A 20739-nucleotide genomic window follows, 5' to 3' on the forward strand; every position below is an offset into this window, starting at 1 on the left:
GCCGATCCCCGCGATCATGCCGCCCGCGGCGACGGACAGGACCACCGCCAGCGGATGGACCCGGACCGCCCGGCCCAGGATGAACGGCTGGAGCACATGCCCCTCGATCTGCTGCACCGCCAGCACCACGACCAGCACCATCACCGCCGTGAACACACCCTGGGTGACCAGCGCCACCACCACCGCCAGCGCGCCGGACACCACCGCGCCCACCAGCGGGACGAACGCGAACAGGAAGATGAACACCGCCAGCGGCACGGCCATCGGCACGTCCAGGAAGTAGATCCCCAGGCCGATGAAGATGGCGTCGATCAGCGCCACGATCACCGTGCCCCGCACATACGCCGTCAGCGTGCGCCAGGCGCGCGGACCGGCACCGGCCACGCCCGGCCGCGCCGCCGCCGGCACCAGCTTCAGCGTCCACTCCCAGATCCGCCGGCCGTCGTAGAGCAGGAACAGCGTGGAGAAGATGGTCAGGAGGATCCCGGTGAGCGCCTCCACGACCACCGTCACGCCCTCCAGGCCGGCCGAGGTGATCTGGTCGGTGTTGGCTCCGATGGCCTCGCGCAGGTTCTTGGCGATCTGGTTGATCTGCTTGTCGGTGACGTGGAACGGGCTGTTCAGCAGCCACTTGCGCAGCTCGTCGATGCCGTCCTGGACCTGGTTGGAGAGGTTGTCGATGTTCTCCATGACCTGCCAGGTCACGAACCATCCGATCAGGCCCATGATGACGAAGCCGAGGATGGCGGTGAGCGCGGTGGCGGGCCCGCGCGGCAAGCCGTAGCGCCGCAGCCGCGCCACGGTCGGCTGCATCAGCGCCGTGATGAGCAGCGCGCCCACGAAGGCGAGGACCACCAGCTGGACGGCGCTGATGACCCGCATCAGCACCCACACCGTGCCGGCGAGCACCAGCACCCGCCAGCCGGCCTCGGCGGCCACCCGCACACCCCAGGGCACGGCCTGGGCGGGATCGGGCCGGGCCGGCCCGACGGTCACGTGGTCGGGAACCGGCGTGGCGTCCACGGCGGGCTCCGGTCCGGGCCCGGTGTGCTCCTTCTCCACCTCGGCACGGCGCTCGTCCAACCGCTCACCCATCTCGGTCAGCCCCGCGCCGAGCCGTCCGAGCCACCCTGGCACTCGCGACATGATCCGTCCTCTTCCCCCGTCTCTCCCCACCACTCCCCCCCTGGAGTCGTCCCGTCAGACGCTACATGGCAACAGCCCCTCTCCCTAGGACGGGGAGGGGCTGTGCAGGGTTGAGAGGCACGGGGCGGAACCCGGGCCGGACCGGAAGTCCTTCGGGCTCCGTCGTCCCGGTACCGGTGGTCCGGCTCAGTACCAGTGGTTGGCCGACCAGAACGACCAGGCCTCGCACGGGCTGCCGTAGCGGCTGTTCATGTAGTTGAGGCCCCACTTGATCTGGGTGGCCGGGTTGGTCCGCCAGTCGGCGCCGGCGGAGGCGTACTTGCCGGCCGGCAGTGCCTGGAAGAGGCCGTAGGCACCGGAGGAGGCGTTGACCGCCTGGTAGTTCCAGCTGGACTCGTGGTTCACGATGTTGCTGAAGCACTGGAACTGTCCGCTGGGCACCATCTGACGCGCCATCGCCTGGATCTGCGCGACGCTGTAGGAGCTCTGGACGGGGAAGCTGGAGGAGTCGCGGGCCGCGCTGCGGCTGGCCGCCTTCTCCAGTTCGGCGCGCTCCTTGGCCTCCTTGGCGGCCTTCTCGGCCTCGGCCTTCTTCGCGTACGCCGTCTCGGCGGCCGCCTTGCGCGCGGCCTCCTCGGCGTCCTTCTTGGCGCTCGTGTCCGCGGCGATGGCCTGGGCGTCGGCCTGCTGCGCGAGGGAGGCCGTCTGTACCTGGGCCTGCTGACCCGCGGGTATGTCGGCGAGCAGCGTCGCGTCGGCTGCCGTCGCTTCGGCGTCGTTGTTCTGCGCGGTGCTGCCCGAGGCAACGCCGACGACGCTTCCGACAGCGGTGACCGCGGTGGCCGAGGCCACTGCGAATCCCCGGACCGAGATCCGGCTCACACGGTTTCCTTCCAGCATCGCCCGCTTCGGTGACCCTGGCGGACGCAATCGTGCCCCTGGCACTGGCCTCCCAACTGCGGGGTCACGGGAGGCGCGGGCCCGGTGGGCAACTCCCGTCACGGGAGCGCCGCGTGGTGCTCGGGCGGCATACGACGACGCTATGCAGTTGGGGGTGGTGCTCAAGTGGTGCTGCACCGCTGGGGGTACAGGTGTGTCGTATGCGGGGCCTGACAGGAGTGAGACTCTGCCGTACCCCGACACCGCAAGGCAATTCTGAGTTGCGTGTGAAAGCTCACATCCCGTTTGGACCACGCGATTCCGCGAATGTCCCACACACGAAGGCGCCGCCCGGCTAGGCTCTCGGGCTTTGCCCGAGCCGCCGGACGGCGCCAACTCCCGCACATGTGCCCGATTGTGGGACAGCGGTGCGAACGAGGATCAACGGATCAGATGTGCCCGTCCTCCAGCATTTCGGTCACCAGTGCGGCGATCTGCGAGCGCTCGGACCGGGTCAGCGTCACATGGGCGAAGAGCGGATGTCCCTTCAGCTTCTCGACCACGGCGACCACACCGTCGTAGCGGCCGACCCGCAGATTGTCCCGTTGTGCCACGTCATGGGTGAGAACCACCCGTGAACCCGCGCCGATCCGGGACAGCACGGTCAGCAGGACGTTCCGCTCCAGCGACTGGGCCTCGTCCACGATGACGAACGCGTCGTGCAGCGACCGGCCGCGGATGTGGGTGAGCGGCAGCACCTCCAGCATCCCGCGCGCGGTGACCTCCTCGATGACCTCCCGGGAGGTGACCGCCGACAGCGTGTCGAAGACCGCCTGCGCCCAGGGGCTCATCTTCTCCGCCTCGGTGCCGGGCAGATAGCCGAGCTCCTGCCCGCCGACCGCGTACAGCGGGCGGAAGACCATCACCTTCTGGTGCTGACGGCGCTCCAGCACCGCCTCCAGCCCCGCGCACAGCGCCAGCGCCGACTTGCCGGTGCCGGCCCGGCCGCCCATGGACACGATCCCGACGTCCGGGTCGAGCAGCAGGTCGAGCGCGATGCGCTGCTCGGCGCTGCGGCCCTTGATGCCGAACGCCTCCCGGTCGCCGCGGACCAGCCGGACGTTGCCCTCGGCCGTCACCCGGCCCAGCGCCTTGCCGCGCTCCGACTGGATCGTCAGACCCGTGTGCACCGGCAGTTCGGCGGCTTCGGGGACGTAGACGTGCCCCTCCTCGAAGAGGATGTCCACCTGTTCGCCCGGCAGGGTGAGTTCGGACATGCCGGTCCAGCCGGAGTTCTCCGTGATGGCGAGCTCGGCCCGGTACTCCTCGGCCAGGAGCCCCACGGAGGACGCCTTGATCCGCAGCGGCAGGTCCTTGGAGACGACCGTGACGTCGTACCCCTCGGCCTGGAGGTTGCGGGCGACCGCGAGGATGCGGGAGTCGTTGTCCCCCAGGCGGTAGCCGGTGGGCAGCACGCTGGGGTCCGAGTGGTTCAGCTCGACCCGGACCGTTCCGCCGAGGTCCCCGATCGGGATGGGGGCGTCGAGGCGGCCGTGCCGGACCCGGTAGTCGTCCAGCAGGCGCAGGGCCTGCCGGGCGAAGTAACCGAGTTCGGGATGGTGCCGCTTGGCCTCCAGTTCCGTGACCACGACGACGGGGAGCACGACCTCGTGCTCGTCGAAGCGGGTCAGGGCGTTCGGGTCCGCCAGCAGGACGCTGGTGTCGAGAACGTAGGTGCGCCGATCTGGCTTGTGGCGCTTTGTGCTGGTCACCACGGAAGGACGTACCCCCTCGGATGAGGTCGGGGAGCGACGAAGCTGATGCCGGGCCGGGAGGGCGGGGGCATAGGGGCCGGTCGCCGGCCCCCGCACACGGGGGCCGGGAACCGGCCCTGAAGCGTCCTTCTCCGTGCTGTGACCGCACGGTGCGGCTGGTGCAAAGGGCCTCCCGGGCGGACGGCTCCGAGCCGCCCGCTGAGATCCGACACCCGTGGTTCGGGTGTCGACCTGTCTGGCTTATGCCCTCGAACATGCGCCGCCATGCAAATGCATGGAACGGCACACGGATGAACTGCTGGTGACCAGCGGGTACGTCGCCGGTGGCCGGCGCCTGCCCGTCAGCCGCCGTAACGGCGGTGGCGGGCCGCGTAGTCGCGCAGCGCGCGCAGGAAGTCGACCTTGCGGAAGGCCGGCCAGAAGACCTCGCAGAAGTAGTACTCGGAGTGCGCGGTCTGCCAGAGCATGAACCCGGACAGCCGCTGCTCGCCGCTGGTGCGGATGACCAGGTCCGGGTCGGGCTGGGCCTTGGTGTACAGGTGGCGGCCGATCATGTCGACGTCGACGGCCTCGGCGAGGTCCTCCATGGAGACGCCCCGCTCGTGGGCGTCGTGGAGCATGGAGCGCACCGCGTCGGCGATCTCCTGGCGGCCGCCGTAGCCGATGGCGACGTTGACGAGTATGCCGTTGACGTCGGCGGTGGCCTCCTCGGCCTCCTTCAGGGTGGCCTGCATGCCCGGCGGGAGCAGGTCCATGGTGCCGACGTGGTGGACGCGCCAGCGGCCGTCGGCGGCCAGCGAACGCACGACGTCCTCGATGATGCCGAGGAGGGGGACGAGTTCCTCCTGGGGGCGGTCGAAATTGTCCGTGGACAGCAGCCAGAGGGTGACGACCTCGACGTCCGTCTCGGAGCACCAGCCGAGGAACTCCTCGATGTTGTCGGCGCCCGCCCGGTGACCGTGCACGGTGGTGGAACCCGCGGCCTTCGCCCAGCGCCGGTTGCCGTCCATGATGACGCCGATGTGCTTGGGCACCTGAGCGTGGTCCAGGTGGCCTTCCACCCGGCGCGCGTACAGCCTGACCAGCAGGCCGCGCAGCTTGTCGCGCAGGTTCACGTGTTCGTCAGCCCCTCCGTATGGATCGGACAGGCGCGGCCGGGGTGTTCCCTGTCCGTGCGGCGGCCTGGTCCGTATGGCGGTCCCCGGGGGCGAAGCCTACCCCCGGTACACCCAGGGTCTCCCAAAGGGTTGTCATGCGCGCCCTGAAGCGGCGTCCGGTTCCCACTTGTGGCAGAGCCGTGTCGAAACCCGTACCCGCGAGACGTGTATCAAACGGGGGCCCGGTCGCTCGTACAAGAAAACGGGCCGGTCCGTGGGGGGGAGACGGACCGGCCCGAGGGGGGGTTTCCACCATAACCCTTCGTAAGTGATGCTGCGTGCATCAGCGCGCCACAACTACTCTCCGAAATCGTCCGGCGACGCGTCGAGAGCGCTGGAAGCGGCCATTCCGCACCGGATCATGGCCGGATCACAGCGGATTCACAGGAAAAACGGGCGGGATACGGCGGGATCCGGAGGGATTGCGCCATCTGGGGACCACTCGGCGAGTTGTTCCCGCGTCCCTCCCACGGGCGACCGGGTCGCGAACGTCCGCTTGACGCCGACCACCGCCCGGCCTCGGCCGTCCTGGGCACGCGGAGCCGCCGCCATCAGCGGGCACGGCGTCGCGCAGCCCCCTCCACTGCGCGATGCCACCCGCGCAGCTTTGCTCACGCGAATTACGTTGGTCTGAACTTACTCGAGCCATGGTGGTGAGGGGAGAGGCCTGCGGTAACGATGTGGAAACTGTGACGCCCGAGTGGGCGCCCGGGTGCGGGTCGTCCGGCGCGTCACGGCCTCAACCGGACCTACGGGCCTCGACGAGATGGCGGGTGCTGTGCGCCACGAACGGGCCCTCCTGCCGGATCCGCTCGTGCAGCTCCCGGAGCCGTTGCCCGTACGCCTCGACCGTGAAGCCGGGGACCATCCAGATCACCTTGCGCAGGAAGTGCACGACGGCTGCGATGTCGTGGAACTCCACGCGCAGCCGCTCGGCGCGCAGATCGACGACCTCCAGACCGGCGGCCTCCGCGTCCGCCCGCTCCCGGTCGGGGTGCCGGGCGCCACGCGACTCCTCCGGTTGCGGCCCCAGGAAGTACTCGACGAGCTCGAAGACACTGGCGGGCCCCACATGCTGGGCGAAGTACGTACCGCCGGGCTCGAGGACACGGGCGATCTCCTCCCAGTGCGGGCGGACGGGGTGCCGGCTGACGACGAGGTCGAAGGCGGCGTCCGCGAACGGCAGCGGCGCGTCCTCGGCGGAGGCCACGACCACCACCCCGTGCGGACGGAGCAGCTCGGTCGCCTTCGTCACATTGGGCGGCCATCCCTCGGTGGCGGCGAGCAGCGCGGGGCGGCGGCCGGCGCGGCCGAGGGCGAAGCCGAGGACCTCTCCTCCGCCGGTCTGCACGTCGAGCACGGCGTGCGCGCCGGACAGCCGGCCGGCCATCGAGACGGCGTACCCCCAGGACGGCCGCGCCTCGGTGGCCCGCCCCTCGAACCACGAGAAGTCCCATCCCTCGGTGGGCACGGCGGCCCCTTCGGCGACGAGGTCTTCGAACGAGCGGTGCTGCGGGTCTGCTGCCATGCGATGATCGTCGCAGGCGGGGACGGTGAAGGCTCCTGATTTTCGCCCGGCGCCGCGAGCAGGGCCTGTCGCAAGCACGGGGGCCTGTCGCAAGCACGGGGGCCTGTCACAAGCACGGGGGCCTGTCGCAAGCAGGCAATGTCGCGAGCAGGACATACGGTCACGGCACCAGTGGCCGTACCTCCTCGGCGGTGAAGCGGATGAAGCCCTCGGGGTCCGGTTCGTCGGCCGTGGGCTGGAGGATCACCGTGTCGGCACCGGCGTCGGCGAGGGCCCGGACGGCCTGGGCGACGGCCGCGGCGTCCCCGGCCGCGCCCAGGCCGGGGACGTCGGACCGGCCCTCGGCGGCCAGCTCGGCGCGCAGCCGGGTCTCGGCGCCGGGACCGGTCGCGGTGAGGAGGTAGACGACGACGCGGTGCGCGTCGGTGCGGCCGGCCGCGTGGCGCCCCTCGTCGATGCGGCGGCGGGCCCGGCGTACGCCGTCAGGGGGCGTGACCGCGGTGAGGATCGTGCCGTCGGCCGCCTCGCCGGACAGGCGCAGCGTGCGCGGGCCGGTGGCTCCGGCGAAGACCGGGACGGCGGTCTCCGGTGGCGGCGGCCAGTCCAGGGCCACGTCGTCCAGACGGACGTAGCGGCCGTCCTTGGTCGTGACCCGCTCCCCGCGCAACAGGGCCCGCAGGGCGCCCAGGTGTTCGCGCAGCAGGGTCAGCGGGGACTCCGCCCGCGCGCCGACCTGCTCCATCCAGTCCTGGACGCCGTGCCCGACGCCGAGGATCGCGCGGCCGGGGAAGAGCCGGTGCAGCGTGGCGGCCTCCATGGCGGTGACGGCGACATTGCGCAGGGGCACGGGCAGCAGGCCGACCCCGACCCGCACCCGCTCCGTCCAGGCCAGCGCGGCGGCCGCCGTGGAGATCCCGCCCTCCAGGAAGCAGTCCTCCCACAGCCACAGTTCCTCGAGGCCCGCGTCGTCGGCGAGGCGGGCGATCGAGCGCAGCCGCTCGGGGGGCAGTTGGGGCCGGAAGACAGCACCGAGTCCAGTCATGACGACTTACTCCCCACCGGCCCCACTTCTCACGCCCCGGGCCTGATCCTCAGCCCGGCGCCACGCTCCTCAGCCGGGCGCCACACACATCACGCCGCGCCCCTCGCTCATCACGCCGCGCGCCACGCTCCTCACGCCGCCACCCCGCCCCTCACGCCACCGCGAACGCGCCCAGCAGCAGCCCCGTGAACGCCCCGCCGATCATGAACGGCCCCAGCGGCATCGCGGACCTGCGCCCCGCCCGCCGCAGCACGACCAGGCCGAGCCCGTAGCAGGCGCCGTAGAGGATCCCGGCGAAACCGCCCACGACCAGGACGGACCAGCCGTACCACCCGAGGACCGCCCCGAGCGCCAGCGCCAGTTTGACGTCGCCGAAGCCCATCCCGGAGGGATTGACGAGGAAGAGGACGAAGTACGCGGCGCCCAGGGCGAGTCCGCCGAGCAGCGCCGTCGGCCACGACCCCGCGGCGGCCGGCAGCAACGCGGCGACGCCCAGCAGTACGGCGGTCGCGGCGGCGAGCGGCAGCGTCAGGACGTCCGGCAGTCGGTGCACCCGGTGGTCGACGAGCGCGAGCAGCACGCCGACCGGCGCGGCGAGCAGCCAGACCACGACCTCCGGCCGGGGGCCGGTCGCGGCGGCGAGCGCCGCACAGACGAGGCCGGTCACGGCGCCGACGGCCGGGCTGCTCGGCCCGTACGCCCCACAGCCCGCGGCGGCGGTGCAGCGCGCCCGCCCCGCCCAGCCCCCGAACGGCCCCGTGATCGCGTGCCCGTCCGGGCACTGCCCGCGCCACGCCTCGCCGGCGTCGACCGAGAACCGGTGGGCGGCGCGGGGCACCAGCAGCCCGGCGCCCGCGCCCCACAGGGCGGCGAGGACGATCAGCAGTACGCGCACGCCCGGACCCTAGTCCCGGTCCGCCGGGCGCGGCATGGGCCCGTGGGCCCATGTGGGGCCCACTGCCGTGCGGATACGGTCGCTTGGCGACACGAGAAGGCAAGTGGGGAGGCGGCAAGTGGGGAGGCGGCAAGTGGGGAGGCGGCAAGTGGGGAGGCGGCCGGGGATGGGGCGACGCTGGCGGGACGGACGGGGTGAGTTGGTGGTGCACGGTCCCGGGCAGCGGACCGACCGGGAGGGTGCGGCGCCGGTGGTGGTCCCGGTGGAGCTGGCGACCTCCTACCGCGCCCGCACCAAAGGGCTCCTCGGCCGTGACACGGTCGACGGCGCGATCCTCCTCTCCCCCGCGGGCAGCGTGCACACCTTCGGTATGCGCATCCCCATCGACGTGGCCTACCTGGACCGCGGCCTGCGCGTCCTGACCGTCCGCACCATGAAGCCCGGCCGCCTGGGCCTGCCCCGCCTCCGCTCCCGCCACGTCCTGGAGGCGGAGGCGGGCGCCATGGCGGGGTGGGGGCTGCGGGCGGGGGCGCGGGTGGAGGTACGGGCGGAGGTACGGGCGGAGGCGGAGTAGGGCCGGGCGCCTGCGGTGGGTCAGGTCGTTCCACGGCCGCGGCAGCTCGCGCGGCGCCGCGGGCGGGAGGTGACCGGTCACGGCGGATCAGCCGTCCTCCAGCTCCACGATCGGATGGTCGGTCACGGCCGCCGCGAGGACGAAGGGCGCGTCGCCGTCGCTCTGGTTGACGGAGACGGCGAGCCAGCGGTCGCCCCGGCCGGGTCCGGCCTGCGGCGGGCCCCACACCGCGAGGTCGCCGAGGAGGTCCTGGGCGCACAGCGCCTCGAAGAACGGGGGCATCGGCTCACCGGCGATCCGGCGGAACAGCGGCACCCGCATGCCCACCGGCCGATGAGCGCCCCAGCGCCGGTCCAGCGCCCCGGCCAGCGCGGCCAGATGCGCGTGTGCCGTCTCCTCCGCCGTGTTCCACTCGGGCGCGTACACCCCGACGAGGGAAACGCTCTCCCAGAGCGGTACGAGCACGAAGCCCTCGCCCCGGGTGACGGACCACTCGCCCCTGACCGGGTCGTCCTCGCTCGTCGTCGGTCCGTGCGCGGGGACGTCCGCGGCGAGCAGGCCGTCGACATCGCGAAGAGCCCGGTCCAGGGCGAACGGCTCACCGGCGCGGGAGGTCACAGAGTCGCCCGGTCCATGGGGCGGGGCAGGGGCCGCAGCGCGCCGGCGTCCCGCAGCCGCTCATGGACCCGGACCACGGGGGCTGTGTCGCCCGGGGGCGCGATGTCGAGCAACACGCCGCCCCCGCGCACCTCCTTGCGCGGCACGGCCAGCTCCTCGGGCAGCAGAGCGGCCCGCGCCGGGGAGAGATAGCCGGCCCACCCCACACCCGGGTCGCCGACCTCGTGCCCGGCCTCGTCCTCCAGGGCGTCCATCACGTCGTCGTCCGTCACGTCGCCGAAATCGGGCGCCCAGGCCTCGGCCACGACGGCCAGGAGTTCGATGCCGGGCAGTTCCACGTCCGCCGGTGCGCGGAGGCCGATCACGAGCGACTGGAGGAGGAACTCCGGAGTGCCGCCCGCCAGCCCGCTCACCTCGACCTCCCAGCCCGGTGCTCCCGCGGCGACCAGGCGCAGCGCGATGCCGTTGCCCTCCGACCAGTCGTCAGCCGCCCGGGCCGCGGACAGCGCGTCGAGCAACGCGGGCTCTGTTCCGGACACTTGACCAGCCGGTCCGGCAGCGCGGAGCACGTCCCACGTCCCCGGCAGATCCGCCTGGGGAAGCAGCCGGGCCAGCTGCTCCAGCGTCGCTCTCCAACGGCCGGCCAGTTGCTCGACCGGTTCCTCCCGAGGGCCCCAGAAGCCCCGCACCAGACGTCGCATCCCCACGCCTCCGTCGTCGCCTCTCGTGTCAGGTCCGATCGCCGTCACCATAGTCGAGCCGCTTGCCGCGCCCGGGCTACCCGAACGCCCCGGGCCTGCGCGTCCCGCCGACCGGCTTCTGCTCGGTGTGGACGACCTTGATGTTCAGTCCCTCCTCGCGGAAGGCACGGCGTGCGGCCCTGGCGACCTCGGGATTGGAGAAGTGCCATTCCACGGTCTTGCCACCGGCCGCCGCCACCTGCCTCTTCGCCTCGGCGACGAATTCGGCCTTGCCGGAGGGAGTGAGTTCGCCCGGACTGCTCTTGGAGAGGTAGCCGTCGTAGCCGTTCTTCGCCTCCAGGTACGTCTGCCTGCTCGAGTCCCAGCCGTCGAACTCGACGTCGGGCACCCCCTCCTTGGGGTACGGAACGACGTACTCCTGGCCGCGGACCGTGCCGGTGACCTGCTCCTGGTAACGGAGCCACGACTCGTTCTTCCAGTTGGGCGCCGGGTTGCGGTCCCGGCTCGCCCAGTAGCCGTCGCCGTGGTCGGCGTCGCCGAGAGGGTGGTTCTTCAGGTTCTCCGCCCAGTCCGGCGGGTTGTAGTTGCGCGGGTCGGACGTGTCGTCGTGCTTCGGCTCGGGGTACTGCTTCTTGTTCTGCGCGGCCTTCGCGGCACGCCCGGGCTCCTCCGCCCGCTTCTTGGCGAGGTAGGCCTCACGTTCCTTCTTACGGGCCTCCTCGGCCGCCTTCTTGGCCTCCTCGTCGCAGCCGCCCTCGGCGAGGACGACGTACGGGGTGGAGGCGCCGGCGGCCAGGACGGTGGTGCCGGTGCCGGAGGAGCCGGTGAGCGGGCCGCCGGGCTCCTCGCGCGGGCCGTCGCCGTACGGGACCCTGCGCGCCGGGGCGGAGAGGACGCAGCCGGACTCCCGGGCCTTCTTCTCGGCCTCGTCCGCCGCCTCGTCGGCACGCTTGGCCGCCTTCTCGGCGCCCTCGACGTCCCCGGCCCCGGCCGCCCTCTTGGCGTCCTCGGCCGCCTCTCCCGCCTTCTCCGCGAGCTTGCCCAGCTTCCCGAGCCTGCCGATCTTCCCCAGGTCCCCGACCTTCTCGACGACCTTGGCGGCGTCGTACCCGGGGATGAAGAGGGAGCCGATGTTCCAGATGACGTGGGTGACGGCGCGGGTCTTGTCGCCGTTCTTCCAGTCACCGGCGGTGTCGTCGCCGACGAACGTGTCGTAGAGGACCGACCCGCCCGTCTTCAGCGTGGAGCCGCCCCAGTCCAGGACGGCCCCGAAGTAGTCGCCCTTGGACCATTTGTCGCGGGCGCCCGCCGAGTTGTCCCACCAGTCCTCGCCCAGCTGCTTGCCGTAGCCGCCGATACCCTTGAGCGTGTCGAGGGGGTGGCGGGCCATGTCGTAGATCCCGGTGACGTCACCCCACACCCCGTCGACGAAGAGCCCTTGCCCGACCTGCTTCACCTGATGACCGGCACAGCCGAAGAAGGCGCCGACTCCTGAGAAGCAGCCGTGGTCCTCCTTCTCGCCGCTGCCGGGGTGGGCGTCGCCGGCGTTGCCGCTGGGCTGATTGGTCTTTCCGCTGCTGCCGTTGGCGTTGCCGCTGTCGACGCCCGTGGGGCCGGAGGCGTCGGTGCTCGTGGGGCCGGAGGCGTCGGTGCCCGCGGGGCCGGAGGCGTCGGTGCCCGTGCCGTCGGTCGTCGCGGCCGGGCACCCCATGCCGGCGACCTTGCAGACCTGTGTCTGGATGCCCCCGAGTATCTGCGTGCCGAGGCCGCTGACCACCAGCGCGAGCACGATGGCCGCGACGATGGCGACCAGCCCCGCGTACTCGACGGCGGTCTGCCCCTCGTCCCCCCGCCGCCACCGAATCATCCGGGCGAACGAGAACGGCCGGCGCTCGGCCCGCTCCGCCTCGGGGAGCCGGTACCACTCCCGGCTCTCGCCCTGGAGGAGGAAGCAGAGGACAAGGAGGGGAAGGAAGACCTGAAGCGCGCCACGCGTCGACCCGCCGGCGAGGTTGGCGATCCCACCCAGGACCAGCCACACCTGAACCCCGACCAGCCCGCGCCGGACCCGCTCCCCGCCCTCCCGGCTCCGCCGGGCGAGCCACCAGCCGAGCACTCCGGGCGCCGCCGCATAGGCGGTGAGGGCGAGGACACCGCCGTCGAGAGTGCCGTACGACCCCGCGGTCAGCAGCAGCCCGACCCCGCCGAGGACGGTGGCGGCGAACAACACGTGCACGAGCACGAACGCCATGGAGAGGGAGCGGGGCAAGCCCCTCCGCCCCCCGGGCCCGCCGGTCCCGGCCGCCCCTCCGAACTCCGGCACTCCCCCGCCCGAGGCCATGTCGCCTCCCCCAACTCGGGTGCACAACCTGGCCCGAGGTTAGGAAGAGGCAGAGCACCCGACATGGGCCCGCGGACCCAATACGGTGCCCAATCCTCGGGAATCCAAGGAACTCGCGGAGCGCGGTCGGCCGGGAGTCTCTCCGCCATCCCGGTGGCAGAAGTCGGCACCAGTGGAGAATTTGTGCCAACGGTCTACCCAAAAGGCCTGGTCCGGGGGGAGGTGGCGTGGCACCAATCCTCCACTCGCTCCTCCCTCTCTCAGGTCTGCGGCACACAGCGGCCGGAGAGGTAGGCGCGAGCACCAGCCCTCGGCAGCACCACCCACATCCGCGTGCCGCCACCCGGCTCACGGGCGTCGCCGAAACCCCAGTCGCCGCCACAGGCACGGACCACGCACGCCGACAGCCACAGCGTCGAGCGACGGTGGGCGTCGCAGGCCTCGGTGAGGCGGGGTGGGTGTGGCGCGGATGCCCGTCGTAGAGGACGACGCGGAAGGCGCCGTCCCGGTAGCGGAGACACACGTACACCTCCGGCGAGGCACTGAAACGGCAGGCACAGGCGGCCAGTTCGCTCGCCACCTGGACGGCGGGTTCGGTGATGTCGGCAAGACCGTGGGCGCGCAGGACCGTGCGGGTGGCCGCACGAACGATCGCCGGGGTGCGCGGGGCGGCTGGGAGGGTGAGGCTGTAGCAAAGGGTGAGCAACTACGGATGCGCGGACCAGGCCCTTGTCGAGGCTTTGTCCGCCATGGCCGCAGATCGCGACAAAGGGTGGTGGGAGGCGTATCGCGGCCAACTGCCCGAGGGCTTCCTGGACATCGCGGAGATGGAGTGGCACGCCGAACGGGTACGGATCGCGGTGAGCGTGCACCTGCCCGGCCTGCCACAGACCGAGGAACACGCGCATGCCGTCTTCCAGGCGGTGATCCCCGCCCTGTCGGAGTCCGACATCGAGGTCCGCGTGTCGCAGCGCATGGACCGACAGCAGGTCTTCGACCGCCCGGTCCCTCCCCGGCTCGACGCCATCGTCCACGAGGCCGCCTTGCGCATGGAGTTCGGCGGCACCGCCGTCGCCCGCAGGCAGCTGGAACACCTCTTGCGAACGTCTGAGCGCGACGCCGTGACGCTACGGGTAATCCCCTTCAAAGCGGGAGGCTTCCCCGGAGCCGGGCAGTCGGTCGTGTACGCCGAGTCGTCCGTACCCCAACTCGACACCGTGGAACTCGACAGCACTCACGGGCCCGAGTTCATCGATTCGGAGCCCCAGCCCAGCAAGTACCGAGCCGCCCTCGCAGCAGCGGAGTCCGTGGCCCTGCCCCCGACGCGTCACGCGACTTCATCCGCGCCCTCGCCACCGACCTCTGAGGAGCCCTCACCACCATGCCAGCCATCACCTGGGAAGACCCCTTCTGCGGAGAGGGCGCCAGCTGCTTCCGCATAGGCACCGACGCCGAAGGCAACGCCTACATCGCCGGACCGCCCCCTGACCGACAGCCGGGACGCCCTCCGGGCCTTGATCCGGGAGATCAAGGCGGGGAGGGCGGATCACCTGCTGTAGGTCTCGTCAGCGGTTCAGGTCCATGACCCCGACTCCGAGGCCGACGTAGGCCTCCGGCTGGACCGAGGCCACCAGCGCCCCGTCGGGGATCGCCGGGTTCGGCCGCGCCACGTGCACGGCCGCGGCTACACCGAAGGCGACCCCGTCGCGGAGCAACTCAGCGATGCTCATGGCCATCGCGTAGTCGTCATCGATGACGCGGAGCACATCCAGGAGCAGGCCGACGTGAGCGACGACCCCCGCACGCTCGCGCTCGGCTTCCAGAAGGCACAGCACGGGTGCCCACAGCCGCACGTCATCGCTGGACGCCGCTGCGTGGATGAGACCCGAAACCTGCTTGTTGCCACCCATCGCCAGCAGTGTGGGGGTGTCGAGGACGTAGTGTTCGATCATCTGGCTCAACCGGACGACTCCGTCCCCGCAAGAGCAGCACGGTGGGCGGCGGTGGCTTCCCGCATCTTGCGCCGCATCTCGGCCGACTCCTCATCCGTCACGTAGTGCCCGAAGCGCTCGGCGAGGAGAGCGCGGGTGCGTTCGGCCCGCTCCTTGATCTGCTCGGGAGTCAGTGTCTGAGCAGCTATCTCCTGCATGAGGGCCCGCAGACTGGTCCCCCGCGCCTCGGCCACGGCGGCAAGCTGGTCACGGACTTCAGCGGGCACACGAATCATGACGTCGGACATGACGCGAGTATACGTGACGTATACGCCCGGCGGGTGGTTCAGTGCCCCAGTGGTCCGAATGGTGCGAGGCCCGGCGCCCCGATTTACCCCAGCCCTCATCCGCCCGTCCGGCCGGGGACCGGGCGCTGTCTGAGTACAGATACTCAGACGAGCTGGTGGCCGATACGGATGGGTGGGTCACGCACCGTCACTACCGTGTTACGCGACCACCGCAACGTTGCGGTCAAACGTTCACGGCGAGCTACGGCACGACACGGGGGAGGGTCCACGCATGGCGTGGGAGGAGTGGGAGCAGCTCAAGGCCACGGCGGCCCAGCGGCGATCCACGCAGATGCAGCTCAACCAGCTGCCGGCCGACCAGGGCAGCTCCGACTCGGGGGGCGGCGCTGATGCCGACCTGCGGATCAGCAAGACCCCATGGACAAGTGCATCCAGGGTGGCAGACGAACTTCGCACCGCCACCACCAGCGGACTGACCGACCTGAGGCCGGCCAGTGTGGGCACAGCGGCCGGCACCGAGGGGTTCGCCTGCACGGCCGCACTCAAAGAGACACGCACGACGTGGGAAGCGCGACTGACTGCCGTGCGGGACGAATGCGGGCGGCTGCATGGCACCCTGGCGAAGACCGGCAGGCACTTCGGTGAGGTAGACCACCAGGTCAAGGGCCGGGCGGATGGTGTTCGCGTGGGCAACACCCCGGCATGGGCCCGGTGACGTCGATGCCCACCTGGCAGCAGTTGCGTGACCTGAAGCTGTCCGAGTACCGGGACACGGCCCACGGCTGGGGCAAGGTCAGCCACCGCGCCGACGCCGCCCGCTTACGGGTCGACCGAGAGATGAGCATTCCCGTACGGTCCACCCAGAAGGGCGAAACGGCCACCACAGCAGCCGGTGAGCTCGACCGCCTCAGCCGCAACTACCAGTACATCCACAGCGAGTGCGGCCTGGTCCGAACGACCCTGGAGTCCCTCGCCGCGGATCTCGAGGCACCGCAGAGGAACCTGAAGCAGGCACTGGAGGACGCCGAGACCTTCAAGTTCACAGTGAACGATGACGGTTCGGTGACCTATCCTCCGCCTCTCGCGGACAGCGGCACGTCGACATCCGGCCTTTATGGACCGTACGCGCCGGGCGCTGCCGGAGGCACCGCGCATCCCGGTGCCCCCGTCCCCGTTCAGCCCGGCAAGGGCGAGGGCGGAGGTAATCCCAACAAGGCCAAGGCCGAGGACATCGCCGAGCGGATCGCGAACGCGGTGCGTGAAGCCGGAGAGATCGACGACCGTTACGCCGCGGTGCTGCGCAACCTCAAGGCGCCGGCCGGGCTGGACGTCACTGACGCCATGCTGGTGGACGCCGCCGAGGACATGAAGGCCGTCCGCAAGGCCGTCGGGGACTTCCTCCGCGAGGAGGACATCCCACACGGGAAGTCCCCGGGCGAGAACAGGAAGTGGTGGGACAGCCTTACCGATGAGCAGCGCGACGAATACGCGACGCTCTACCCGGCCGAGGTCGGAGCGCTCGACGGCCTGCCGTCCGAGGTCCGCGACACCTCCAATCGGTTGGTGCTTGCGGAGACGCGGGCACATGTGTGGCAGCAGTACGAGCGTCTTGGCCCTGAGCCGCCGCAGTACGTCCAGGTCGGCGACCCTCCCTCAGCCGTCGTCAACCCGATCTGGCAGCAATGGAGGGAAAAGGGCGGGGAGCAACTCCGGTCCCAGCTCAAAGGCATGGACGCGATCCAGGACCGCTTGGACGCCAGCGGGGTTCCAGGCAAGAACGGCGATCCAGGCCTGCCCCAGGCTTACCTGCTCGGCTTTGACACGAAAGGAAACGGGCACGCGATCATCGCCAACGGAAACCCGGACACGGCGGACAACACGGCGGTGTACGTTCCGGGGACGGGGGCGGGACTTGAGGGTGCGGGCAAGGACATCAAGCGGATGACGGACGTATGGCAGGAAGCCCGGACGCAAGCCCCGACTGAGTCCACGTCCACCATCACGTGGATCGGTTACGACGCTCCTCAGAACGTCCTAACCGACTCCCCGAGTCCGATCTACGCCTTGGACGCGGCCTCCGAACTGAACAATTTCCTGGGCGGCCTGCAGACTGCCCAGGGTGGTGACGCCGCCAGTCATACAACCGTGATCGCTCACAGCTACGGCACCACTGTCGTCGGGGCCGCGACCATGGACCACCGGATCGCCGCTGACGACATCGCCGTCGCCGGTAGCCCTGGCATGCTCGTCGGTGATGCGGGCGATCTCGACGTGGGCAGAGGTCATGTGTGGTCCGAAGCCGCCCGCACCGACCCGGTTCCCTACCTCGGTCGAACCTTCCTGGGAGGTCAGAAGTGGGGTGTCGAGTACTGGCACGGGGTCCCATACGCCGCGGGCTACATCACCACGATCCCATCCGACGAAGCGTTCGGAGGACACCGGATGGATGTGGACACCAGTGGGCACAGTGGCTACTGGGACAAAGGGTCGGTGTCATTGCAGAACCAAGGTGCAGTTGTCGTCGGCAACTATGGTGACGTTAAGGAAGAAAAGTGAACCCGCTCAGGCGCCGGCCACCACGCGGATGGCTCACTCTTTGTGCTCTGGCAGTTGTTCTACCCCTTGTCATGACGGGATGCGCAGAAGACGTGAAGAGCAAGAACCCCCACGACTCAGGTGCCGAGCCCATCACACTGGCTGTTGACAAGGCCAGAGCCAAAGCCAACCACATGTCCAGCGAGATTCTCGACATGATCAGCATCAGGGATGGCAAAGTGACAGAAGGAGGTGCTGGTGTCTCTCTCTGCGACGAAGACCCCGATCACCTCTACCGCATGCGCCACTCCTGGTCGATCTACGGGGTGGCGCCCGACAAGCTGGAGGCCGGTTTCCAGCGCTTGCGGAAAAGCCTTCCCCAGAACGGCTGGAACGTCGTCGAGTACGGCCACGACACCAGCCAGAACAAGAACCTGGAACTCACCGCCGATTCAGACAAGGAGCCATTCTCCGTAAATACCTCCCTGCACATCACTGGCTCCTCAGGCACAAAGCAACCGATGATCCAGGTTCGCGTTGTTTCCGGCTGCTTCCGCGCCCCCAAGGGCACAGACCTCGACAAGGAATACTGACCCGTTTCGCACCCTGTAAAGTTCCACAACCTGCTGTCAACCGGCACACTATTGACCACCACCATGCGCCGAGCGGCAATAATTTCCAGGTCGACATCTCACCATCTCACCGAATCGCTTGCACTACATCTATTCTCCTGGTACTGACGGGCTGTTCGGCCATGAAAAGCACTGAGGCTGCGGAGCGTATCGCGGCGGTCATGGCGCGCGTGGGAGCGCGCGGTTTCTCCACGTATGTGAGTGCGGCCGTCGACCGGCAGATACAGCGTGATCTGCTGGAGGAACTGCTCCAGGAGAAGGAAGCGGAGATCGGCCCGCCCACGCCCGAGGTCGAGCAATGGGCCGCGGAGATCTTCCGTGACGCCGAGTCGATGGCGGCGCACGAGGAGGTCGCGCGAAGCCAGGGAGAGGACACCGGTCCGCAACGGCATGCGCACAAGGCCGACTGAGCCATGGCCTGCTGCTTCTCGGCAGCGAGGGCCTCAGCAAGGTCATGGCCAACGACCCGTACGTCACGGGGCTCGTCCGTACCGCCCAGGCCAAGGACACCTGCCGACGAAGGCACAGGGTGATCCGGGGGCACGGCGGCGGATCAGGTCTGCGTGCGCGGGAACGTCACCTCCACCCGGCGGTTCTTCTTGCGGCCGTCCTCCGTCGCGTTGTCCGCGATGGGGTACTGCTCGGCGTAGCCGCGTACGTCGAACGTGATGTTCGGGTCGTTCAGCTCCTGGGCCAGGACGTCCTGGACGGCGTTCGCGCGCTGCTTGGACAGGACCACGCCGTGTTCGTGGGTGCCCAGGTTGTCGGTGAAGCCGAAGACGCGGACCTGGCTCGCGTGCTGCTTCTTGATCTCCTGCGCGATCCCCTCGATACGTGCCCGCGCCTGGTCGCTCAGCTTCGCGCTGTCCTTCGCGAACAGCACCTCGGCCTGGAGCGCGAACGTCACGTCCGTGTTGGTGTCCTCACGGCGCTCCTCGCCGCCCTGGTCCTCCACCACCGACTTGATGTCCAGCACCTTGGGGGCGGCGAGCGTGGCCCCCTCGGGCAGCTTCAGGTCCGGATCGTTCGGGTCCACCTTCACGGGGGCGGAGGCCGATGGTTCGGTGCCTGGTGGTTCGCTCGGGCCCGTGTCGGCGTGGGCCGCGACGGTGCCGTAGAGGTTCGCGGTGATGAGCAGGGTGGCGGTTGTGAGGGTGAGGGTGAGGCGGGTTCGGGTGTGGGTCATGGTGGCCGCCTCAGCCGGAGATCTTGATGGTGCCGCTGGAGAAGGTGGGGAGTTGCAGGCTTACGTCGGTGACGTTCGCGGGGGGTGAGGGGAACTGCATGAAGACGGGGATAGTTTGACCTGCGTCTACCGTGCCCAGCCCAGTCGTCGTCAACGGGCGCCCCTCTGTGTCCCGCAGGACGTAATACCGCTTCTTGCCCTTGGAGTCCACCAAGGTGGCGCCACCTAGCGAGATCCCGTGCTTGATGATTTCGGTCTCGTCGCCACTGACTTGGGCCGGAATGGGCACGGACTCGGCGCCGTCATTCTTCAGGTTGCCATTCACTGTGACGAACCCTCCGGAGTCCCGTTGGGCTGCGACGATCTGAATCAGCAGGCCATCTGTGCCCCTGAGCTCAGCCAGGGGTGCGGCTGACTGCCCTTGCTGAGCACTCGGCTCGGACCCGCCATCCTCGGAGGCAGAGGCCGTAGCCTCCGGCCTCTTGTCGTCACCGCCCCCACCACAGCCGGCCGCGCCCACGGCAAGACCAGCCGCAACGATCAACGCGGCCATCCCCCTGCGGGCCTTCGCAGTGAACCGAATGCTCATCACTCTGCTTCCTTCATCGCTCGTTGTTCGCTTGTCAGCCGACCAGGTGGACGTCGAAGAGGTCTTGGGCCTTGGGCAGATCGGTGAGCTCCTTCGGGTCGATGTCCCAGTACTTGCCGTCCTTGCATGTGAGGCGAGGCAGCACTTCGGACCCGGCGTTCACGGGCAAGGGCTTGAACTCACAGAGCCGCGTGATGACGGCTTCGGCATGTGCCTTGGAGCGCTTGCTCTCCGTGATGGGGACAACCGACTTGCCCATGGTCTTGTTCGTCTCGACGTCAACCGTGAAGTCCAGCGGGCCGTGCGGACTACAACCAAGCATGCGGGCGTCGTTCTGTGAGGCTAGTTCAGACGCGCGCCAGCAGGGGGAACTGAGCTCTTGACCGTCGCCTTCGAAGATCTGCTGCCACTTGCTCGGATCGAGTACGTCCTTCGTCCACTCGGCCACAAGCTGGTCACGCCTCTCCTGAGCCGCCGCGAGTGCCGCCGCATCGGCCGCCGTCTGTGCACCGCTTCGATTCACCGTCGCCTGGCCGACCGCGAAGTATGCGAGCGCAAGAAAGAGCAGGCCCCCCACCACCGTGATGTAGATGGGGAAGGCCTGCCCTGCGTCGCCGTAGCGTCGCGGTCGCGTCAATTGCCGACCTTGCCGATCAGGCCGGTGATCTTGGTCAGAATCGTCTGACCGATGCTGGTCCCCGTGATAGCCAGCACGATCGCCACCACCACCGCGATGATGCCCAGGTACTCGACCGCGGTCTGACCCCTGTCGCCGGCGCGGCGCTGGAGTGCCTGGGCCGTCGTGTTCTTCCAGCCGTTCACGCGGACCTTGGTCGCAACCGCGGTCTTCAGCATCAGGTCGCTCATGGTGTTCCCCTCCGGGTCGAGTCGTCGCGCCGCTT

Annotated in this window: 22 protein-coding genes; 6 read left to right on the forward strand and 16 right to left on the reverse strand. The window is 69.9% G+C overall.

Going from position 1 to position 20739, the window contains the following annotated elements; genetic code table 11:
* The 7 genes from ABZ484_RS22910 to ABZ484_RS22940 all read right to left on the reverse strand — a co-directional run.
* The coding region (locus ABZ484_RS22910) for an AI-2E family transporter (RefSeq protein ID WP_358867770.1) at nucleotides 1-1146 on the reverse strand (1146 nt) is incomplete at its 3' end.
* A gap of 186 nt (nucleotides 1147-1332) precedes the next feature.
* Nucleotides 1333-2028 carry a transglycosylase SLT domain-containing protein gene (locus tag ABZ484_RS22915; protein ID WP_358867771.1) on the reverse strand — a complete coding sequence of 232 codons (696 nt, stop codon included), beginning with the start codon at nucleotides 2026-2028 and terminating at the stop codon, nucleotides 1333-1335.
* A gap of 446 nt (nucleotides 2029-2474) precedes the next feature.
* The gene (locus ABZ484_RS22920) at nucleotides 2475-3800 is read right to left on the reverse strand and encodes a PhoH family protein (RefSeq protein WP_030184275.1); all 1326 of its coding nucleotides are present in this window, start codon (nucleotides 3798-3800) and stop codon (nucleotides 2475-2477) included.
* 341 nt (nucleotides 3801-4141) lie between these two features.
* Nucleotides 4142-4915, reverse strand: coding sequence for an isoprenyl transferase (locus ABZ484_RS22925; RefSeq protein WP_358867772.1), 774 nt, complete (start codon nucleotides 4913-4915; stop codon nucleotides 4142-4144).
* A 781-nt stretch (nucleotides 4916-5696) separates the two neighbouring features.
* Nucleotides 5697-6485, reverse strand: a complete 789-nt coding sequence (locus tag ABZ484_RS22930; protein ID WP_358867773.1) for a class I SAM-dependent methyltransferase — start codon at nucleotides 6483-6485, stop codon at nucleotides 5697-5699.
* A gap of 160 nt (nucleotides 6486-6645) precedes the next feature.
* Nucleotides 6646-7527: an LLM class flavin-dependent oxidoreductase gene (locus ABZ484_RS22935; protein ID WP_358867774.1), complete on the reverse strand. Its 882-nt coding sequence runs from the start codon at nucleotides 7525-7527 to the stop codon at nucleotides 6646-6648.
* 151 nt (nucleotides 7528-7678) lie between these two features.
* Nucleotides 7679-8422, reverse strand: coding sequence for an A24 family peptidase (locus ABZ484_RS22940; RefSeq protein ID WP_358867775.1), 744 nt, complete (start codon nucleotides 8420-8422; stop codon nucleotides 7679-7681).
* 166 nt (nucleotides 8423-8588) lie between these two features.
* Between ABZ484_RS22940 and ABZ484_RS22945 the strand changes: the two genes are divergently transcribed.
* A complete protein-coding gene (locus ABZ484_RS22945; protein ID WP_358867776.1) occupies nucleotides 8589-8996 on the forward strand; it encodes a DUF192 domain-containing protein in 408 nt (135 codons plus the stop codon).
* Between the two features lie 87 nt (nucleotides 8997-9083).
* Here ABZ484_RS22945 and ABZ484_RS22950 read toward each other — a convergent pair whose 3' ends face one another.
* The 3 genes from ABZ484_RS22950 to ABZ484_RS22960 form a co-directional block, all read right to left on the reverse strand.
* The gene (locus ABZ484_RS22950) at nucleotides 9084-9614 is read right to left on the reverse strand and encodes a hypothetical protein (RefSeq protein ID WP_358867777.1); all 531 of its coding nucleotides are present in this window, start codon (nucleotides 9612-9614) and stop codon (nucleotides 9084-9086) included.
* Nucleotides 9611-10315 (reverse strand): hypothetical protein, encoded by a 705-nt coding sequence (locus tag ABZ484_RS22955; RefSeq protein ID WP_358867778.1) that lies wholly within the window; start codon nucleotides 10313-10315, stop codon nucleotides 9611-9613. The genes ABZ484_RS22950 and ABZ484_RS22955 overlap by 4 nt, the downstream gene beginning before the upstream one ends.
* A gap of 76 nt (nucleotides 10316-10391) precedes the next feature.
* Nucleotides 10392-12584 (reverse strand): Tox-REase-5 domain-containing protein, encoded by a 2193-nt coding sequence (locus ABZ484_RS22960; protein WP_358867779.1) that lies wholly within the window; start codon nucleotides 12582-12584, stop codon nucleotides 10392-10394.
* Between the two features lie 821 nt (nucleotides 12585-13405).
* Between ABZ484_RS22960 and ABZ484_RS22965 the strand changes: the two genes are divergently transcribed.
* Entirely contained in the window at nucleotides 13406-14098 is a 693-nt protein-coding gene (locus ABZ484_RS22965) for a DUF5753 domain-containing protein (protein ID WP_358867780.1), read from the forward strand.
* A gap of 123 nt (nucleotides 14099-14221) precedes the next feature.
* Here ABZ484_RS22965 and ABZ484_RS22970 read toward each other — a convergent pair whose 3' ends face one another.
* Both ABZ484_RS22970 and ABZ484_RS22975 read right to left on the reverse strand, forming a co-directional pair.
* Nucleotides 14222-14608: a hypothetical protein gene (locus tag ABZ484_RS22970; RefSeq protein WP_358867809.1), complete on the reverse strand. Its 387-nt coding sequence runs from the start codon at nucleotides 14606-14608 to the stop codon at nucleotides 14222-14224.
* Between the two features lie 5 nt (nucleotides 14609-14613).
* On the reverse strand, nucleotides 14614-14895 hold the full coding sequence (locus ABZ484_RS22975) for an Arc family DNA-binding protein (RefSeq protein ID WP_358867781.1): 282 nt from the start codon (nucleotides 14893-14895) through the stop codon (nucleotides 14614-14616).
* 271 nt (nucleotides 14896-15166) lie between these two features.
* Here ABZ484_RS22975 and ABZ484_RS22980 point away from each other — a divergent pair, with 271 nt between their 5' ends.
* The 4 genes from ABZ484_RS22980 (at nucleotide 15167) to ABZ484_RS22995 (ending at nucleotide 18472) form a co-directional block, all read left to right on the forward strand.
* Nucleotides 15167-15610 carry an amino acid ABC transporter permease gene (locus ABZ484_RS22980; RefSeq protein ID WP_358867782.1) on the forward strand — a complete coding sequence of 148 codons (444 nt, stop codon included), beginning with the start codon at nucleotides 15167-15169 and terminating at the stop codon, nucleotides 15608-15610.
* Between the two features lie 5 nt (nucleotides 15611-15615).
* Nucleotides 15616-17451 carry an alpha/beta hydrolase gene (locus tag ABZ484_RS22985; RefSeq protein ID WP_358867783.1) on the forward strand — a complete coding sequence of 612 codons (1836 nt, stop codon included), beginning with the start codon at nucleotides 15616-15618 and terminating at the stop codon, nucleotides 17449-17451.
* 92 nt (nucleotides 17452-17543) lie between these two features.
* Nucleotides 17544-18023: a hypothetical protein gene (locus ABZ484_RS22990; RefSeq protein WP_358867784.1), complete on the forward strand. Its 480-nt coding sequence runs from the start codon at nucleotides 17544-17546 to the stop codon at nucleotides 18021-18023.
* A gap of 200 nt (nucleotides 18024-18223) precedes the next feature.
* Nucleotides 18224-18472 carry a CopG family transcriptional regulator gene (locus ABZ484_RS22995; RefSeq protein WP_358867785.1) on the forward strand — a complete coding sequence of 83 codons (249 nt, stop codon included), beginning with the start codon at nucleotides 18224-18226 and terminating at the stop codon, nucleotides 18470-18472.
* Between the two features lie 143 nt (nucleotides 18473-18615).
* Here the strand turns inward: ABZ484_RS22995 and ABZ484_RS23000 are convergent, their stop codons facing one another.
* From ABZ484_RS23000 to ABZ484_RS23015, 4 genes are read right to left on the reverse strand one after another with little or no spacing between them, the layout of a single operon-like run.
* Nucleotides 18616-19248, reverse strand: coding sequence for an OmpA family protein (locus ABZ484_RS23000; RefSeq protein WP_358867786.1), 633 nt, complete (start codon nucleotides 19246-19248; stop codon nucleotides 18616-18618).
* 10 nt (nucleotides 19249-19258) lie between these two features.
* Entirely contained in the window at nucleotides 19259-19837 is a 579-nt protein-coding gene (locus ABZ484_RS23005; protein WP_358867787.1) for a hypothetical protein, read from the reverse strand.
* A 34-nt stretch (nucleotides 19838-19871) separates the two neighbouring features.
* Nucleotides 19872-20474 carry a pilus assembly protein TadG-related protein gene (locus ABZ484_RS23010; RefSeq protein ID WP_358867788.1) on the reverse strand — a complete coding sequence of 201 codons (603 nt, stop codon included), beginning with the start codon at nucleotides 20472-20474 and terminating at the stop codon, nucleotides 19872-19874.
* Nucleotides 20471-20704, reverse strand: coding sequence for a hypothetical protein (locus tag ABZ484_RS23015; protein WP_316740263.1), 234 nt, complete (start codon nucleotides 20702-20704; stop codon nucleotides 20471-20473). Before ABZ484_RS23015 ends, ABZ484_RS23010 begins: the two co-directional genes overlap by 4 nt.
* Nucleotides 20705-20739 lie beyond the last annotated feature (35 nt).

The organism is Streptomyces sp. NPDC006393, from assembly GCF_040628575.1.
Lineage (GTDB): Bacteria > Actinomycetota > Actinomycetes > Streptomycetales > Streptomycetaceae > Streptomyces.

Bases quoted from the DNA above. Each gene is read 5' to 3' on its own strand.
- ABZ484_RS22930 (WP_358867773.1), bottom strand. From the start codon at position 6,485: ATGGCAGCAGACCCGCAGCACCGCTCGTTCGAAGACCTCGTCGCCGAA.
- ABZ484_RS22935 (WP_358867774.1), bottom strand. From the start codon at position 7,527: ATGACTGGACTCGGTGCTGTCTTCCGGCCCCAACTGCCCCCCGAGCGG.
- ABZ484_RS22945 (WP_358867776.1), top strand. From the start codon at position 8,589: ATGGGGCGACGCTGGCGGGACGGACGGGGTGAGTTGGTGGTGCACGGT.
- ABZ484_RS22955 (WP_358867778.1), bottom strand. From the start codon at position 10,315: ATGCGACGTCTGGTGCGGGGCTTCTGGGGCCCTCGGGAGGAACCGGTC.
- ABZ484_RS22965 (WP_358867780.1), top strand. From the start codon at position 13,406: ATGGCCGCAGATCGCGACAAAGGGTGGTGGGAGGCGTATCGCGGCCAA.
- ABZ484_RS22970 (WP_358867809.1), bottom strand. From the start codon at position 14,608: ATGATCGAACACTACGTCCTCGACACCCCCACACTGCTGGCGATGGGT.
- ABZ484_RS22975 (WP_358867781.1), bottom strand. From the start codon at position 14,895: ATGTCCGACGTCATGATTCGTGTGCCCGCTGAAGTCCGTGACCAGCTT.
- ABZ484_RS22980 (WP_358867782.1), top strand. From the start codon at position 15,167: ATGGCGTGGGAGGAGTGGGAGCAGCTCAAGGCCACGGCGGCCCAGCGG.
- ABZ484_RS22985 (WP_358867783.1), top strand. From the start codon at position 15,616: ATGCCCACCTGGCAGCAGTTGCGTGACCTGAAGCTGTCCGAGTACCGG.
- ABZ484_RS22995 (WP_358867785.1), top strand. From the start codon at position 18,224: ATGGCGCGCGTGGGAGCGCGCGGTTTCTCCACGTATGTGAGTGCGGCC.
- ABZ484_RS23000 (WP_358867786.1), bottom strand. From the start codon at position 19,248: ATGACCCACACCCGAACCCGCCTCACCCTCACCCTCACAACCGCCACC.
- ABZ484_RS23005 (WP_358867787.1), bottom strand. From the start codon at position 19,837: ATGAGCATTCGGTTCACTGCGAAGGCCCGCAGGGGGATGGCCGCGTTG.
- ABZ484_RS23015 (WP_316740263.1), bottom strand. From the start codon at position 20,704: ATGAGCGACCTGATGCTGAAGACCGCGGTTGCGACCAAGGTCCGCGTG.